Origin of the sequence: Mesorhizobium amorphae, assembly GCF_014843845.1 — a bacterium.
Classification (GTDB): Bacteria; Pseudomonadota; Alphaproteobacteria; order Rhizobiales; family Rhizobiaceae; genus Mesorhizobium; species Mesorhizobium amorphae_A.
Genome location: NZ_JHQS01000016.1, coordinates 121821 through 137444, shown reverse-complemented (window position 1 = coordinate 137444; position 15624 = coordinate 121821). Strand labels below are relative to the sequence as shown.

16 protein-coding genes are annotated in these 15624 nt (G+C 62.4%); 6 read left to right on the top strand and 10 right to left on the bottom strand.

Annotated features, from left to right (window positions below; all coding sequences use genetic code 11):
• The first annotated feature begins 63 nt into the window (after nt 1-63).
• The gene (locus DH08_RS10175) at nt 64-885 is read left to right on the top strand and encodes a tetratricopeptide repeat protein (RefSeq protein ID WP_192179174.1); all 822 of its coding nucleotides are present in this window, start codon (nt 64-66) and stop codon (nt 883-885) included.
• Nucleotides 886-1053: 168 nt separating this feature from the next.
• Here DH08_RS10175 and DH08_RS10170 read toward each other — a convergent pair whose 3' ends face one another.
• The 9 genes from DH08_RS10170 to DH08_RS10130 all read right to left on the bottom strand — a co-directional run bounded on the left by DH08_RS10170 (nt 1054) and on the right by DH08_RS10130 (nt 10162).
• Nucleotides 1054-2070, bottom strand: coding sequence for a type II secretion system F family protein (locus DH08_RS10170; protein WP_006202969.1), 1017 nt, complete (start codon nt 2068-2070; stop codon nt 1054-1056).
• Between the two features lie 68 nt (nt 2071-2138).
• Entirely contained in the window at nt 2139-3152 is a 1014-nt protein-coding gene (locus tag DH08_RS10165) for a type II secretion system F family protein (protein ID WP_192179173.1), read from the bottom strand.
• A gap of 29 nt (nt 3153-3181) precedes the next feature.
• Entirely contained in the window at nt 3182-4684 is a 1503-nt protein-coding gene (locus tag DH08_RS10160; protein WP_192179172.1) for a TadA family conjugal transfer-associated ATPase, read from the bottom strand.
• Nucleotides 4685-4713: 29 nt separating this feature from the next.
• A complete protein-coding gene (locus tag DH08_RS10155) occupies nt 4714-5997 on the bottom strand; it encodes a CpaE/TadZ family protein (RefSeq protein ID WP_192179217.1) in 1284 nt (427 codons plus the stop codon).
• A 29-nt stretch (nt 5998-6026) separates the two neighbouring features.
• Nucleotides 6027-6767: a CpaD family pilus assembly protein gene (locus tag DH08_RS10150; protein WP_192179171.1), complete on the bottom strand. Its 741-nt coding sequence runs from the start codon at nt 6765-6767 to the stop codon at nt 6027-6029.
• A gap of 14 nt (nt 6768-6781) precedes the next feature.
• Nucleotides 6782-8299: a type II and III secretion system protein family protein gene (locus tag DH08_RS10145; protein WP_192179170.1), complete on the bottom strand. Its 1518-nt coding sequence runs from the start codon at nt 8297-8299 to the stop codon at nt 6782-6784.
• Nucleotides 8296-9108 carry a Flp pilus assembly protein CpaB gene (gene cpaB, locus DH08_RS10140; RefSeq protein ID WP_192179169.1) on the bottom strand — a complete coding sequence of 271 codons (813 nt, stop codon included), beginning with the start codon at nt 9106-9108 and terminating at the stop codon, nt 8296-8298. Before cpaB ends, DH08_RS10145 begins: the two co-directional genes overlap by 4 nt.
• Before the next feature lie 192 nt (nt 9109-9300).
• Entirely contained in the window at nt 9301-9819 is a 519-nt protein-coding gene (locus DH08_RS10135; RefSeq protein ID WP_192179168.1) for an A24 family peptidase, read from the bottom strand.
• Between the two features lie 172 nt (nt 9820-9991).
• Nucleotides 9992-10162 carry a Flp family type IVb pilin gene (locus DH08_RS10130; protein ID WP_006202957.1) on the bottom strand — a complete coding sequence of 57 codons (171 nt, stop codon included), beginning with the start codon at nt 10160-10162 and terminating at the stop codon, nt 9992-9994.
• Nucleotides 10163-10498: 336 nt separating this feature from the next.
• Between DH08_RS10130 and DH08_RS10125 the strand changes: the two genes are divergently transcribed.
• The 3 genes from DH08_RS10125 (at nt 10499) to DH08_RS10115 (ending at nt 12324) form a co-directional block, all read left to right on the top strand.
• The gene (locus tag DH08_RS10125; protein WP_192179167.1) at nt 10499-10921 is read left to right on the top strand and encodes a pilus assembly protein N-terminal domain-containing protein; all 423 of its coding nucleotides are present in this window, start codon (nt 10499-10501) and stop codon (nt 10919-10921) included.
• Nucleotides 10922-11074: 153 nt separating this feature from the next.
• Nucleotides 11075-11665, top strand: a complete 591-nt coding sequence (locus tag DH08_RS10120; RefSeq protein WP_192179166.1) for a TadE/TadG family type IV pilus assembly protein — start codon at nt 11075-11077, stop codon at nt 11663-11665.
• A gap of 38 nt (nt 11666-11703) precedes the next feature.
• Nucleotides 11704-12324, top strand: a complete 621-nt coding sequence (locus tag DH08_RS10115; protein WP_192179216.1) for a TadE/TadG family type IV pilus assembly protein — start codon at nt 11704-11706, stop codon at nt 12322-12324.
• 24 nt (nt 12325-12348) lie between these two features.
• On the opposite strand, the gene DH08_RS10110 is transcribed toward DH08_RS10115, so the two are convergent.
• Entirely contained in the window at nt 12349-13338 is a 990-nt protein-coding gene (locus DH08_RS10110; protein ID WP_192179165.1) for a phosphate/phosphite/phosphonate ABC transporter substrate-binding protein, read from the bottom strand.
• Between the two features lie 134 nt (nt 13339-13472).
• On the opposite strand from DH08_RS10110, the gene DH08_RS10105 reads away from it, so the two are divergent.
• On the top strand, nt 13473-14720 hold the full coding sequence (locus tag DH08_RS10105; RefSeq protein WP_192179164.1) for a phosphopentomutase: 1248 nt from the start codon (nt 13473-13475) through the stop codon (nt 14718-14720).
• Complete coding sequence (gene mutM, locus DH08_RS10100) at nt 14704-15594, top strand: bifunctional DNA-formamidopyrimidine glycosylase/DNA-(apurinic or apyrimidinic site) lyase (RefSeq protein ID WP_192179163.1); 891 nt, start codon at nt 14704-14706, stop codon at nt 15592-15594. Before DH08_RS10105 ends, mutM begins: the two co-directional genes overlap by 17 nt.
• Nucleotides 15595-15624 lie beyond the last annotated feature (30 nt).

Below are 15624 nucleotides of genomic sequence, written 5' to 3'. Positions count from 1 at the left end.
AGAATATTTCTGCGGGAGGGAAGACGGCCAGGCAATGGCCGCGAGAATGGAGACCGGGTGCCAATGCCGATCAAAGTGTCGAACATCACAGGCAAGCGTCTGATCACCACGGCATTTTTGGCGGCGTTGGCGGCGAGCGTAGCGGGTTGCGGCACCACCAGCAAGTTCACGACCGGCTCGATTTCCCGCTCCAGCAGCAAACCACTGGAGACCATGGCCGCCGGCGAACTGCACAATGCGACGATAGCGCTCGGCGAATCCTACGCCAAGAAGCCCAACGACAAACGCATCGCCACGAACTATGCGGCGGCACTGCAGATGGACGGCGATGCCGACCAGTCGCTCGCCGTCATGCGCAAGCTGGCGATTGCCTACCCCAAGGACCGCGACGTGCTTGCCGCCTATGGCAAGGCGCTGGCCGCCAACGGGCAGTTCGAGCCGGCGCTCGATGCGGTGCGCCGCGCGCAGACGCCGGAATATCCGGACTGGCGGCTGGTTTCTGCGGAAGCGGCCATTCTCGACCAGTTGGGGCAGAAGGACGAAGCGCGCCAGAATTACCGCAAGGCGCTCGACCTCAAGCCGAACGAACCATCGATCCTGTCCAATCTCGGCATGTCCTACGTGCTGGAAGGCGATCTGCGCACGGCAGAAACCTATATGCGCTCGGCCGCCGAGCAGCCCAACGCCGACAGCCGGGTCCGGCAGAACCTGGCTTTGGTCGTCGGCCTGCAGGGCCGCTTCGACGAGGCCGAGAAGATCGCCTCGCAGGAGCTCTCGCCCGAGCAGGCACAGGCCAACGTCGCCTATCTGCGCCAGATGCTTGCGCAGCAGAACGCCTGGAGCCAGCTCAAGGACCAGGACAAGGACAAGCCCGCCACCAACTGAAGGGACGGCTGGAGCAATTCCTGGAAAAGTGCTTAGCGGTTTTCCGTTCGGAATTGCGTAAAAGCTGATCCGCGCTAGCGCGTCCAATCCTGCAATCCCCCCAAAGACAAAAGCCGCGCGGCATAGCCAGCGCGGCTTTTCGTAAAATGTGTGAGCCGGATCTCGGAGCTACTCGCTGCTCGACTTCTGCTGATCGCCGAAGATGCCGCGCTGGCTGACCTGGATGCCGGCCGGGCCGAGGATGATGGCGAATAGCACCGGCAGGAAGAACAGGATCATCGGCACGGTGAGCTTGGGCGGCAGCGCGGCGGCCTTCTTCTCGGCCGCGTTCATGCGCATGTCACGACTTTCACTGGCCAGCACGCGCAGCGCATGCGCCACCGGCGTGCCGTAGCGCTCCGCCTGGACCAGCGCCTGCGTCACCGACTTGACCGATTCCAGGCCGGTGCGGCTGGCGAGGTTCTCATAGGCCACCTTGCGCTCCTGCAGGTAGGAGAGCTCGGCGTTGGTCAGGACGAATTCTTCCGCCAATGCCACCGATTGCGCGCCGATCTCGTCGGCGACCTTGCGAAGGGCGGCCTCAACGGACATGCCGGACTCGACGCAGATCAGCATCAGGTCGAGTGCGTCCGGCCATGCCATCTGGATCGACTGCTTGCGTTTGGCGGCGCGGTTGTTGACGTAAAGTATCGGCGCATAGAAGCCGCCATAGGCGACGACGACGCAGACGAACAGCTTGATGAAAGGCGGCTGCAGGGGCAGTCCGCCGAGCATGAAAACGTATAAGGCCGCCAGCGCGAAACCGACGAAGGGCAGGACAAGGCGGAAGAACAGAAAGCGCGTCAGCGGGTTCTGGCCGCGAAAACCCGCCACCTTGAGCTTCTGCAATGTGCTCTCATCGGCCAGCGCGCGCTTCAGATCCAGCCGATCGACGATGTTGCGCATGCCGATCGACTGTTCCTCGCGCAGGCCCTTGCGGCGGCGATCGGCTTCGTTGGCAAGCCGCGTGCGCTGCTTGGCGCGCAATTCGTCACGCTCGAGCGCCACCGATTTCATGCGCGACTTGAGCTGGTTGCCGCCAAGGGCAGGCAAGACCGTGAAGACGGTCGCAAACACCGCGATGCCGACCAGGAGCGCGATCAGGAAAGCGGGGTCGGTAAGGGATTTGACGACCTGGTCTGTCATTGGTTTCTATCTTTTTGTTCGAGCATGATCTTCTCCGAAAACCGGGACCCACTCCTCGGGATCATGCTCTAGACATCGAAGTTCATCATCTTGCGCATCACCATGATGCCGATCGACATCCAGACCAGTGAGCAGCCGATGATCAGGTGGCCGGTGCTGGTGGTGAAGAGCGGCATGATGTAGTTCGGGCTCGACAGGTAGACGAGAAAGGCTACGACGAAAGGCAGGGCGCCGATGATGACCGCGGAGGCCTTGGCCTCCATCGAAAGCGCCTGCACCTTGGCCTTCATCTTCTTGCGGTCGCGCAGCACGCGCGAAAGATTGCCAAGCGCCTCGGAAAGATTGCCGCCGGCCTGCGACTGTATCTGGATCACGATGCCGAAGAAGCCCGCTTCCGGGCAAGGCATGGTCTCGGCCATGCGGATCGCCGCATCGGGGATCGACATGCCCATCTGCTGTGAATCGATGATACGGCGAAACTCGGTCTTTACCGGTTCCGGAGATTCGTTGGCGATGAGGCGGATTGAGTCATTCAGCGGCAGGCCCGACTTGACCGCCCGCACGATGATGTCGAGGGCGTTCGGAAATTCGGCGAGGAATGCCTTGACGCGCCGGCCGCGGCGAAACGCGACGAACCAGCGCGGCAGACCAAGGGCGCCGGCCAGCAACGCACCCGGAAGGATCAGCAAAGGCGCACCGCCCATATAGGCGAGAGCCGTGAGAACGATGCCGCAGACGGCCGAGTAGATGTAGAAGCGCTCAATGGAAACCGTCATGCCGGCTTGACGGATCAGCGCCTTCAGCGGCGGCTTCTTGACGTTGCGATCGTTGGATTTCTGCTTTTCGTCGAGCTGCTTCAGCGAATCCTGGACGGATTTTCGCCGCTTGGTTGCTTCGGCGACACGATCACGCGAGGCCTTGACGACGGAACGATCGGTTTCGGCGGTCTTGATGGTCTCGAGCCGCTTGCCGACCTGCTTCTCGTTGCTCATTCGGGTGAACAGGAAAGCGTAGGCGACCGCGCCGGCGCTGAAGCCGGCCAGCACGACAAACGCCAGTACTGTGGTGTCAATTCCGAACATCGACCAGGACCCCTACGCCTCCAGATGCGTCAGTCAGCGCGTTTCTCCATGGCCTCGAGCGCCGTGGCGAGGCGCTGTTCCTCGCCATAGTAGCGGGCGCGATCCCAAAAATGCGGCCGGCCGATGCCGGTCGACACGTGCTCGCCCAGCAGCCTGCCGTTCGAGTCCTCGCCCTTGATGTTGTAGAGGACGAGGTCCTGCGTGATGATGACGTCACCTTCCATGCCGATCACCTCGGTGATGTGGGTGATGCGGCGCGATCCGTCGCGCAGGCGGGCCGCCTGTATGATCACGTCGATGGAACCGACGACGATCTCGCGCACGGTCTTCTGCGGCAGCGAGTAGCCGCCCATGGCGATCATCGATTCGATACGGTTCAGGCATTCGCGCGGGCTGTTCGAGTGGATCGTCCCCATCGAGCCGTCGTGACCGGTGTTCATCGCCTGCAGCAAGTCGAAGACCTCCGGTCCGCGCACTTCGCCGACGATGATCCGCTCCGGCCGCATGCGCAGGCAATTCTTGACCAGATCGCGCATGGTCACCTCGCCCTCACCCTCAAGATTGGGTGGGCGGGTTTCGAGGCGAACAACATGCGGCTGCTGCAGCTGCAACTCGGCCGAGTCTTCGCAGGTGATGACGCGTTCCTCACGGTCGATGTAGTTGGTCAGGCAATTGAGCAGCGTCGTCTTGCCCGAGCCGGTGCCGCCCGAGATGACGATATTGCAGCGGACACGGCCGATGATCTTGAGAACCTCAGCGCCTTGCGGCGAGATCGCGCCGAACTTGACCAGCTGGTCGAGCGTCAGCTTGTCCTTCTTGAACTTACGGATGGTGAGCGCGGTGCCGTCGATCGAGAGCGGCGGCGCGATGACGTTGACGCGGGAGCCGTCGGGCAGGCGGGCATCGCAGATCGGGCTGGATTCGTCGACACGGCGGCCAACCTGGCTGACGATGCGCTGGCAGATGTTGAGTAGCTGCTGGTTGTCGCGGAAGCGGATGCCGGTCTGCTCGACCTTGCCGTTGACTTCGATATAGACGTTCTTGGAGCCGTTGACCATGATGTCGGCGATGTCGTCGCGGGCGAGCAAGGGCTCCAGCGGGCCGTAGCCGAGCACGTCGTTGCAGATGTCCTCGAGCAATTCCTCCTGCTCGGCGATCGACATCGCGAAATTCTTGATCGCAATGATGTCGTTGACGATGTCGCGGATTTCCTCGCGCGCGCTTTCTGGATCGAGCTTGGCAAGCTGCGACAGGTCGATCGTGTCGATGAGCGCGGAAAAGACCTGGCTCTTGGTGTCGTAGTAGCTTTCGCTGCGCTCGCGCTGGACCTTCTTCGGCGGCGGCGCCAGCGGCGGCGGCTCGACCGGGCGTCGGGCGGGTGGGGCAACGACGGCACCGGGCTGCGGCGGCGCAGAGGCCGGCCGCGCGAGAACCGCCGTGTCCGCGGGCACCGTCGCAGCCGGCGCCGGTGCCGGCTGACGGAATTCCGGATTGAACCGGTTGCCGTCGTCTGAGCCTCTCTTACCAAACATGATCGACTACCAATTCCGCTGCTTGAGCGTCACTTCTTGTTGCGCGAGAGCTTGCCCAGGAGCATGCCAAGACCTGCCTTCTTCTTGGCCTTGATTTCGCTGCGCCCTGTCAGCACATGGGCGATCTCATTGACCAGGCCGACGATCGGGCTCTTGGCATCCATCTCGCCAAGCATGCGCCCGTTGTTGGCCGCGTTTCCGAACAGGAGCGGGTCGAATGGGATGACCGCCATCGGCGTTATGCCGAGCGGTTCGGCAAAATCCGACGACCCGATTTCGGGGCGCTTCGGCACGCCTGCCTGATTGATGATCAGCCTTGGCGGCGCGTCGTTCGGGCGAAGCCGTTTCAGCATGTCCACCATGTTCTTGGTGTTGCGCAGATTGGCGAGTTCCGGCGTCGCGGTGATGACGATCTCATCGGCCTTGATGAGGGTGCTCTTGACCCATCCTGTCCAGACGTGCGGGACATCGAGCACCAGCAGCGGTGCGCTGCGCTGCGCCGTGTCGATCAGCTGCGAAAAGGCGTCGGGATCGAAATCGTAGACCCGCTCGAGTGTCGATGGAGCCGCCAGCAGCGACAGGTGCTCGGCGCATTGCGCCAGCAACCGGTCCAGATAGACCTCATCGACGCGCTCGGGTGAGAATACAGCTTCGGCGATGCCCTGTGCCGGATCCTGATCGAAGTTGATGTTGGCCGTGCCGAAAGCAAGATCGAGATCGGCCACCACCACTTCGGACTTGAACAGCGTCGACATCGCCCAGGCGACGTTGTGGGCAATGGTCGAGGAGCCGACGCCGCCCTTGGCGCCGATGAAGGCGATCGAACGGCCGATCGGCTCGGCCTCCGGATCGACGAAGATCGACGAAACCACGCTGACGATGTCGGTCATCGACACCGGCGCGATGACATATTCGGAAATACCCGAGCGGATGAGTTCGCGGTAAAGGCCGACATCATTGTAGTGGCCGATCACCACAACCCTCGAGGTCGGGTCGCAATATTCGGAAAGCTGGGCAAGCTGCTCCAGCAGTTGCTTGGGTTCGCTGCGCGATTCAAGCAGGATCAGGTTCGGCGTCGGCGCCGACTGATAGAACTCGATCGCCGTGGCGATGCCTCCCATATGGACCTTCAGATGAGCCTTCGCCATGCGGCGATCCTCACCGGCGAGCTTGACCGGATTGGCGACGCCCTCGGTCTCGCAAAATGCCTGGATCGAGATGCGCGGCACCGGCCGCAGAGCCTGCATCGCCGCAATGTCCTGTTGCGAGGTTTCTGCGCCATCTACGGGAGTGTCATAGGCAAGATTGCTCATCGTCATGCTCTTTCCGTGACTTGCGCTGCTCAGTAGGTCACTTCCGAATTGCCCAGGAACTCGTCCGAGATGCCTCTGCTGCGGTACGTGTCGATCACCGCGCTGCGATTTTCGGCATCAATATCGGAAGACTTGCGCGGACCGAGCAGATCGGCCGGATTGGCCATCTGAGCGGCAAGGTTGTTCTGATACGAGCAGCCGAAATCGGCATAGTGCTTGTTTTCCGAGGTCTGCAGCAGATCGTCGGGCCAGCGTCCGCATTTGTCGGTCTGGGCTTTCACCGAGATATAGGCAACGCGCACGGGCGCGGATGCTTCGGCGGAAACGGACTGATAGGACGTCATAACGATCCGGTTTCGCTTGATGCCGCTGGCGACCGCCAGCCTCGCGAAATCGCGTCCCGCCGCGGCCGCCGCGATCTCGTTGGCCGAGCCGACCGGGATTGCGATCGTCAGCGCCGGGGCCGCGCTCCTGTCATAGCCGTCGAGAAAGCCCAGCAGCGTGTCGCGCTGGGAACCGGTCATGCCGCGGTCGCCGGCGCCGACCGGAAGATCGATCTTCTGGTTCTTCTCGGCGATCATGATGGGGTGGTTGGTGCGATAGTCGTCGGGAATGGCGCCGACCGTGACGCTGTCGCGCTTGAGGTTGGCGCAGCCGGCAAGCGATGCGACGAGCAGGACCGCCAGGGCAGGAACGACCGTCCGGTGGATCCGCTTGCGGCCGGACCCTGCGGCGGTGATCATCATGGCCTTCGATGCTGACTGGAACATGTCCGCTTCCCCGCTCACTTGTAGATGAAGCCGACAACGCCGTGGTAGCGGCCGTTGGGCTTGTCGGTCTGCATCGTGCCGTAGACGCGATTGACGCGGCCAAGGAACATGCCGGCGCCATCACTCGGCGCGTTGAAATTGTCGTCCGGCTTGGCGAGGTCGTTGCGCGCCACCGGCCGCGCCAGATAGGGCGTTATGATGATGACCAGTTCGCTTTCATTGCGGACGAAGTCACGGCTGCGGAAAAGGGCTCCGAGCACCGGAATCTTTGTCAGCCCAGGCAAGCCGTTTACCGCCTGCCTGATGTCATCACGGACGAGGCCGGCGATCATCATCGAACCGCCGGAAGGCAGTTCAACCGTCGTGTCGGCAAGCCGCTTGCGGAGCGATAGTACATTCATGCCCGGGGCGGACACGCCGCCGGACAGCGATACCGATCCTTCCGTCGTCGGTTCCGAAACCGACGTCCTTACTTTCAGACTGATACGTCCAGGCGACAGCACGACCGGCTGGAATTCAAGCCCGATACCATAGTCGATCTTTTCCGTCGTATAGGTAATCCCGCCGGTGCTGTCTGGCGCGGATTGATTTTGCACTATGTTGTATTCGCCGCCGACCCTGAAGGTCGCCTTCTCACCGGAGACGGCCGTCAATGTCGGCTCGGCGAGCGTTTTCATGACGCCGGATTGCTCCATGGCGTTGATGTAGCCCTGCAATTCATTGGTGGCGAAGTTGACCCCCGAATGCGAAAGCGATTTGCCGAGGCCGGTGAAATTGTCGCTGATGGCGCCGTAGGTGATGCCGTTGCTGCCGCCGCTTCCCATCATGTTGACGCCAAGCTGCTTCATCACCGAGCGACTGACTTCGGCGACGGTCACCTTGAGCGTCACCTGATCGTCGCCGATGATCTGCAGCAGATTGACGATCTTCGAGACGCGGCGCTCGGCGTCCGGATTGTTGATGTCGACACCGCCATTGGCGGAACCGCCGGCGGCGGTCTGTGAATATTGTCCGGTCGTCGCCTCACCGCCGGACACGAAGATGGTCGCCAGGTCGACCGCGCGCTTGGCGTCTAGCGGTGTATCGACGCTTCCGGTCAGGACGACATTGTCGTTGAGCAGTTCGACCTTGATCTCGGACGACGGAATGAACCGTTTGAGATAGTCCTCCAATCCGGCGACATCGCGCTCGACCGCCAGGTCCAGGCTGACGATCTGCTCGCCATTGGGGCCGAAGACGAAGATGTTGGTCTCGCCGACCGACTTGCCGAACAGATAGATGCGCCGTGCCGTACGGGTCACCGCATCGGCGACCGTCGGGTTGGCGACGAGGATGTCATAGGCGTCGCTCGGCAGGTCGATGACCACCGATTTGTTGAGGCCAAGCTTGACGCGCTGCGTGGCAACGGATGCCGTGACGCCGGCTGTCCTGTTCGCGGCCTTCGCTTCGACAAGACCAGGCGCGTTCGTGCCGAGCAGGGACAGGCCGATTGCCATCGCCATCGCGAACGGCAGTTTACCGTTTAGCCTCATTTCCTTGCTCCCACTTCGGAAACTTCGCCCGACTTGATCAACCGCACCGTTCCGCGCCGGCCGTTGCCGGAAACGAGATAGTCAGCCTCGCCCAAATTCTTTTCCTGGCTGTCCGTGATCGAGCGCAGCGCCAGGGTCAGGCGATCCGCCATCTGCTGGGCGACCGTGATGATCTCGGCCTGCTGTGGCGTCAGTTCCAGCGTGGCGGTCTGGCCGACCCTGGTCTTCTTGCCTTCCTCATCTTCCTGGATGGTCTGGTCGATCGCCAGAACGCGGATATTCTTCAGGATGGTCTCGGTGGTGAAACCGCTGCCACCGCTCCCGGTATCGGAGCGGCGGGTCATGATGACGTCGACGAAGTCATTGGGCAGGATGAAGCCGCCCGCGGACGTATCGGCCGATATCGCGGTCGCAACGGCACGCATGCCGGAGGGCAGGATCGACGACATGAAACTCTGCCCCTCGCCGATGAGCTTGGAGCGCCGCAGCGGCTCGCCGGTGAACATCGCGACGCGGGCAACGGAACCCTTCAGCTTCTCGACCGCATCGGGCTCCGCAGCGCGGGTGATGAAATTGGCGTTGATGCCGTTGGACGGCCACGACTCCCAGCTGATGTTGTTTTCCAGCGGGGTGCCCATGCCGACATCGCCCGACAGGACAAGCACATCCTGCAGCGCGATGGCCGGCGCCTGCGGAGAATCGACGATGACCTGGGGCGGCGGAGTCGCCACCATGTTCTTCGCCACATATCCTGCACCACCCGCCGCGGCCACCGCCACGCTCAGAATGATCAGTCGGGATGCTGGCATCTGTCCGAACCCTCGCCTTTGGCAAACCACCTAGCCAAGGGGGACTTTGCAGCCGCAATCGTCAAAACAAGGTTAATGTAATGCTTACGATCGTGATTAATTTAACGTTTACATAAATTGGAACGAACTGCCGCCGGCGCGCAAAAAAGGCGGCCGGGGCCGCCTCTTCGAAAGCGAAATCTGAAAAGCTGGCTAAGCCGCCAGCTGTGCCAGCGCCCACACCATCAGTGGCGAGTCCGGATAGGTGAGCAGTCCGCCGAGGCCAAGCGCGATGCCATAAGGAACGCCGGACGTCTCGTCGGCGAAATGGCGCAGGAACGGGTTGTGGCCCGTATAGGTGGCGAGCGGCGATTTCCTGTAGACGAGGATGGCGATCGTCAAAAGGCCACCGATGATCGTCGAGGCCACGAGGTATTCGACAAGTTGAATGTTGAGCCCCATCCAGACAGCGGTGGCGGCCAGCAGCTTGGCGTCGCCGCCTCCCATGCCGCCGAGCGCGAACAGACCGAAGGTCACGGCCAGCACCAGGCCGCCAGCGGCGAAATGCCAGCCATAGGTTGCCCAATCCATACCCGTCAGCGGCGCGACCAGAGCAAAGACGGCCACAAGCAGCACCGGCACGCGATTGGCGATTGTCATCGACAATGTGTCGGAGATCGCGGCGAAAAGCATGCAGAACGGAAAGACGACGAAGATCAGGGCTTCAAGCATGGGCGCGGCGCCTGTGGTCAAATGTGCCTGGAAGCAGCCTAGGCATGTTCGATTAACGATTGATGAGGCCGGGACTTCAAAAACGCCAGACATCACAAGATGCAGACGTCATAAAAATAAAGGGCCGCCAATGAGGCGGCCCTTGATTGAAAGCAACCAGGTTGCTTCGGTATTACGAACCGTTGATTTCCGAGGCGATGTTCGCGAACTTGGCGTTCAGAGCATTGCCGAGGGCGCCAGCGCCGACCATGATGGCGAGCGCGATGAGAGCAGCGATCAGACCATATTCGATGGCGGTCGCGCCGGATTCGTCCTTCACAAAACGTGCGATCAGGTTAGACATTCGAGAGCTCCTACTCCACGTGTTACAGCACTTCCGTCAACTTCTCTTGCCGGTTGATCGGATGCTGCCAATCTAGGGAGAAGCTCTTTCGATCGGCTTAATAAACAGCCTTACCGATTCCTTTCCGGCACCGAACCCGTTGCGTGGTTAACCGTGAGCTAAACGCCGGGAAAGCGCGGAGATCGGCGCACCTTCAGTATTGCTAAAACAGCGCAGGCTGTGGCGTACCCGCGAGCTGGGCGCACCAATCCCTATCGCAACCAGCCCATGTTTAACTGTTGGTTCACCAATCTCGTTCATGTTCCGTTGAACAATTCGCCGCCTTGGAGCGTCTCAATGACCGGGTCGAGATCGTCATTCGCAGTTGCCGCGCTTTTCGCCGCATCTGCCTTCGTCATGCCGGCCAGGGCCGGATCCGGTATCGAAGTCACGATGAACCAGGCGAAGATCGTCAAATTGTCGCGCGCCGCCGACACCATCGTCGTCGGCAATCCAGCGATCGCCGACGCCGCTGTTCAGGATGCCTCGACAATCGTTCTGACCGGCAAGGGATTTGGCGTCACCAACCTGGTTGTCCTCGATCAGGACGGCAGTCCGATCATCGACGAACAGGTCACTGTCGTGCGGCAGGACGCGTCCTCGGTCAGAATTTACAGGCGCTCCGAAATCCAGACCATGTCCTGCACGCCCTATTGCGAAAGCTCCTACAAGAGCGACAGCGAGAAGGCCTCGGAAGCCGAGATGAGCGCCGGCCACTGAGCGTCCCGGCTGTCGGCAGATTGCGCGACGGCCGCCACGGTTAGCGGCCGGTTAAGGCCGTCTCGACGAATTTAGCGGTCATCCAAACTGGGTTTCAATGGGTCTTGGCTAATGTGCCCGCCGACACCGCACAAGCATCGGCAGGAACGGGACATGAGCAGGGATCCGGCACCGGAAAACGCCAATCGCAGCGCCAGGCGGCCATGGTTCCGCTCCCGTTTCCTTGGCGACAAGCGCGGCAGCACGGCGATAGAATTCGCCATGCTTGCCCTGCCGTTCGCCCTTCTCGTCTTTGCCATCCTCGAGAGCTGCATCTCGTTTGCCGGACAGGAAGTGATGGCCAACGCCACGGACGACGTCGCCCGACAGCTGCGCACCGGCCAGTTGAGGCCAGCCGACGTAGCCGGGACCAAGTTGCGGGACCTCATCTGCAGCAGGCTTGAGATCATGGTCGCCAAGACCTGCCCGGGACTGCTGGTGGATCTGCGCGAATATCCGACCTTTGCCGACGCCGCCACGGCGAGCTTCAAGATCGTGGACGGCGAGATCGTTCTGAAGCACGGCACGAATGCGACGAGCTTCGCCGTCACTCCCGGCCTGGCGGAATCGAGGAACATGCTGCGGGTGTTCTACAAATGGCCTGTCATGACCGATTTCATGGCCAAGTCGATGGCCAATCTCAAGGACGGTAACACGCTGCATTTCGCATCGGTGACCTGGCAGAACGAGCCGTTCGACAACTGAGATTTGCAGGCTTGCTTTGGCAAAACGGGGGTAAAGGCATGTTTCGTGCGGGGGCACACCGGGGGATTTCAGCAGTCTGGACGAGAGCGATGCGGCTCTGCGCCGATCGCCGCGGCGTCGCGGCCATCGAGTTCGCCTTCATCGTACCTGTCCTGCTCGTCATGTATTTCGTGACCATGGAGGCTTCGCAGGCTATCGAGACCAGCAAGAAGGTCAGCCGCATCGGCAGCATGGTGGCGGATCTCGTCACGCAGCAGAATACGATCACCAAAGCGGATCTCGATGCGATCATGCAGATCGGCACATCAACCTTGCGGCCCTATAACCGCTCAACCCCGAAGATCGTCATCACGGCGATTGAGGTCACGAGCGATGCTACCCCGAAAGTGCAGGTCGTGTGGTCGCGCAAGCTCGTCGATGGCACCGCGGCCGTCGATGCCGTCAAGGGCACCACCACCACGGTTCCAGCTACGCTGAAGGTTGCAGGCACTTTTCTTATTCGTGTCGAAAGCGATCTTGCCTACGAGCCGGTCATCACCTGGTCGGCGGACGGTCAGCAACGTCTTGGGTTGACCTCGGCCTTCAACAAGATATCGATGGGCGAGACCTATTACCTGCGCCCCCGCCGCAGCACGACGATCCCCTGCGGCGACTGCTGAGTGGGGGCGGTCGGGCGCCAAGGATCATTGCTGGTCGTTCTTGCCTGACACAAACTGGACGATGGCCGCAGCCATCGCATAGTCCTTCGAAGAGGCGACGGCGAACCCGCCGGAGTGCGCCGCCTCCAGCAGATCGTAGACATCAGGCGTCATCGACTTGAGGTTGGTGAGGAAAACGGTGAGCCGGCGCTTGGCCTCGGGGTCGAGGTCGCTGCGGACGGCATGCGGGCCGTATCTGAGCAAGCCGGACGTCCATACGACCTGAAGTTCCGTCTTCGAAAGACCCGCCGCCTCAAGCCTGGCCACTGTGCCGCCTGGGTCAGCCAGTTGGCCGTCCGGGACCGCGGATTGGCCGTCCGGGGTCGCGGGCTGACCGTCCGCCATGGCTTCCACCCAACCGAACAGGGCATCGGCCTGGCCGTCGATAAGCATCGTTTCGGCCGCGGCGGCCGAGGCGGCGCGCATCAGATACGGCGCATCCTCGCTGAGCTCGACGCCATCCGCCTTGAGCCCGGCTAACGGCAACAGAGAACCGCCGATGCTGTCGGAAGGCGCGATAGCGATCCGGTGCGTCGCCATGGCGGCAAGATCCGCAACCTTGCCGTCGCGCGTCACGAGGACGGAGCGGATGCCGATGGCGCCGTCTGCATCGACCGGCGCCACGAGAGGTTCGACGCAGCCGCAGCGTTGCGCGGCGGTGGCGTAGGCCGTCGCCGAATAGACCGCGTATTCGATCCGGCCGCTTGCCTGCGCCTCGATCAGCGCCGCGTAGTCGCGGGCGACGACAAATTCCACCTTCATGCCGAGCGCCTTGGTGTAGGCGTCCGTCAGCAGCGCCAGGCCCGGAACGGTGTTGCCGGCCCCGGGTTCGGCGACGATGCCGATGCGGAACGTGCCGATGTCGTCGCGCCAGTCGGCACGCGCCGCATTCGGCCATGATGCGGCCAGCAACGCAAATGCGGCCACGCATGCCTTCAAGGCGGGCCTCGCCGAAAATGCGCCACCATGTCTCATCCCTACCCTGCCGCTTCGGCGTCCGGTCTCGCCCCGACTATCGCGTCCAAGCCGTTGCCGTTTGGTTCCGAATTGCCAATGGCGATGTGGAACCCTATGTCTGGGACCGCAGACAGGCAACACGATCCCATTCGATGGCACGCGCTTTCCTCTTAGTTCTCGATTCCTTCGGCATCGGCGGCGCCGCCGATGCCGAGCGCTATGGCGATGCCGGCGCCGATACGTTCGGACACATCGCCTTGGCCTGTGCGGAGGGCCGCGCGGATCGCGAAGGCCTGCGCAAGGGGCCGCTCGCGGTGCCGAACATGGTCTCGTTCGGTCTCGCCCGCGCGGCGGAAACCGCGACCGGTTTTCGGTTCGACGGCAGCAAGATCCCGCTTGCCACGGCCATTCATGGCGCGGCGCAGGAGGTCTCGAGCGGCAAGGACACGCCCTCGGGTCATTGGGAAATCGCCGGCCTTCCGGTGCGCTTCGACTGGGGCTATTTTCCTCAGACGGTGCCGGCTTTTCCGGCTGCCCTGACCGAGGCGATGATCCGGGAAGGAAAGGTGCCCGGCATTTTGGGCGATTGCCATGCGGCGGGAATCGAAATCATCGAGCGGTCCGGCGAGGAGCATATCCGCTCCGGCAAGCCGATCTGCTACACTTCGGTCGACTCCGTCCTGCAGATCGCCGCGCACGAAACGCATTTCGGACTGGAGCGGCTCTACGAGTTCTGCAAGACCGTGCGCGGGCTGGTCGATCCGCTGAACATCGGCCGGGTGATCGCACGGCCTTTTGTCGGGGAAACCGTCGCTACCTTCGAGCGCACCTACAACCGCCGCGACTATGCGGTGCCGCCGCCGGAACCAACGTTGCTCGACCGGCTGACGCAACGCGGAAGCAAGGTCATCGCAGTCGGCAAGATCGGCGACATCTTCGCGCATCGCGGCATCTCCGAAGTACGCAAGGCCGCCGGCAACATGGCGATGTTCGACAAGGCGCTGGGTGCGATGGACGACGCTGGCGACGGTGATCTGGTGTTTGCCAATTTCGTCGATTTCGACACCGAGTTCGGTCATCGCCGCGACGTCGCCGGCTATGCGGCCGCACTCGAAGCCTTCGACCTTCGCCTGCCCGAGGCGCTTGCCAAACTGAAGCAGGGTGACCTGCTCATCCTCACCGCCGACCACGGCAACGACCCGACATGGCGCGGCACCGACCACACGCGCGAACGCATTCCGGTGATCGGCGTCGGACAGGGGCTCACAGGGGGCAATATCGGGCTCAGAACGACCTTCGCCGACATTGGCGAAACCGTCGCCGAACATCTCGGGCTGGCGCGTGGCCGTCACGGCACTTCTTTCTATGCGACGATAGGCGGCCATGCCCGAATTGCCTGAGGTCGAAACGGTCCGGCGCGGCCTGCAACCGGTTCTGGAAGGCGCCCGCCTCGTCCGCGTCGAGGCGCGCCGGCCCGATCTCAGGTTCCCGTTTCCCAAGGATTTCTCCGCGCGGCTGACCGGCAAGACCATCACTGCCCTCGGCCGGCGGGCCAAATATCTCACCATGCATATCGATGGTGGGCCGGTGCTGATCTGCCATCTCGGCATGTCGGGTTCGTTCCGCATCGAGACATCAGATGGCAGCGATACCCCGGGTGTATTCCATCACGAGCGTTCGAAAAGCGCTGCGCACGATCATGTCGTGTTCGATGTGGTCTCCGCCGAAGGCGCCCGCTCGCGCGTGATCTTCAACGACCCGCGCCGCTTCGGCTTCATGCTGTTTGCCGAAGGGACGCCCGACACGCATCCGATGCTGGCCGGGCTGGGCGTCGAGCCGACCGGCAATACGCTGGACGGCGTTCTGCTCGCCTCGCTGCTCGAAGGCCGCCGATCGCCGTTGAAGGCCGCGCTTCTCGACCAGCGGCTGATCGCAGGACTTGGCAATATCTATGTGTCGGAGGCGCTGTGGCGCGCCGGCCTGTCGCCGCTGCGTGAATCTGGCACGATCGCCAAGGCTGGAAAGAAGGCGGCGGGGCAGAGCGAACGCCTGGCCGGGGCGATCCGTTCAGTCATCGCCGATGCAATCGCCGCCGGCGGATCGTCGCTGCGCGACTATGTGCAGACGGACGGCTCGCTGGGCTATTTCCAGCACTCCTTCGCGGTCTACGACCGGGAGGGCGAACCATGCTCAACGCCCGGCTGCGGCGGCCAAATCGAGCGCATCGTGCAAAGCGGGCGCTCGACCTTCTATTGCCGGACCTGTCAGCGGTAAGCTAGGACCAATCGACATCGATCGGCCGGA

What these genes read in the sequence shown, in the direction of transcription:
- cpaB (WP_192179169.1), bottom strand. Translation starts at nt 9,108, where the DNA reads ATGCCAGCATCCCGACTGATCATTCTGAGCGTGGCGGTGGCCGCGGCG.
- DH08_RS10130 (WP_006202957.1), bottom strand. Translation starts at nt 10,162, where the DNA reads ATGTCTAACCTGATCGCACGTTTTGTGAAGGACGAATCCGGCGCGACC.
- DH08_RS10160 (WP_192179172.1), bottom strand. Translation starts at nt 4,684, where the DNA reads ATGTTTGGTAAGAGAGGCTCAGACGACGGCAACCGGTTCAATCCGGAA.
- DH08_RS10125 (WP_192179167.1), top strand. Translation starts at nt 10,499, where the DNA reads ATGACCGGGTCGAGATCGTCATTCGCAGTTGCCGCGCTTTTCGCCGCA.
- DH08_RS10150 (WP_192179171.1), bottom strand. Translation starts at nt 6,767, where the DNA reads ATGTTCCAGTCAGCATCGAAGGCCATGATGATCACCGCCGCAGGGTCC.
- DH08_RS10105 (WP_192179164.1), top strand. Translation starts at nt 13,473, where the DNA reads ATGGCACGCGCTTTCCTCTTAGTTCTCGATTCCTTCGGCATCGGCGGC.
- DH08_RS10120 (WP_192179166.1), top strand. Translation starts at nt 11,075, where the DNA reads ATGAGCAGGGATCCGGCACCGGAAAACGCCAATCGCAGCGCCAGGCGG.
- DH08_RS10165 (WP_192179173.1), bottom strand. Translation starts at nt 3,152, where the DNA reads ATGTTCGGAATTGACACCACAGTACTGGCGTTTGTCGTGCTGGCCGGC.
- DH08_RS10145 (WP_192179170.1), bottom strand. Translation starts at nt 8,299, where the DNA reads ATGAGGCTAAACGGTAAACTGCCGTTCGCGATGGCGATGGCAATCGGC.
- DH08_RS10170 (WP_006202969.1), bottom strand. Translation starts at nt 2,070, where the DNA reads ATGACAGACCAGGTCGTCAAATCCCTTACCGACCCCGCTTTCCTGATC.
- mutM (WP_192179163.1), top strand. Translation starts at nt 14,704, where the DNA reads ATGCCCGAATTGCCTGAGGTCGAAACGGTCCGGCGCGGCCTGCAACCG.
- DH08_RS10110 (WP_192179165.1), bottom strand. Translation starts at nt 13,338, where the DNA reads ATGAGACATGGTGGCGCATTTTCGGCGAGGCCCGCCTTGAAGGCATGC.
- DH08_RS10135 (WP_192179168.1), bottom strand. Translation starts at nt 9,819, where the DNA reads ATGCTTGAAGCCCTGATCTTCGTCGTCTTTCCGTTCTGCATGCTTTTC.
- DH08_RS10175 (WP_192179174.1), top strand. Translation starts at nt 64, where the DNA reads ATGCCGATCAAAGTGTCGAACATCACAGGCAAGCGTCTGATCACCACG.
- DH08_RS10155 (WP_192179217.1), bottom strand. Translation starts at nt 5,997, where the DNA reads ATGAGCAATCTTGCCTATGACACTCCCGTAGATGGCGCAGAAACCTCG.
- DH08_RS10115 (WP_192179216.1), top strand. Translation starts at nt 11,704, where the DNA reads ATGTTTCGTGCGGGGGCACACCGGGGGATTTCAGCAGTCTGGACGAGA.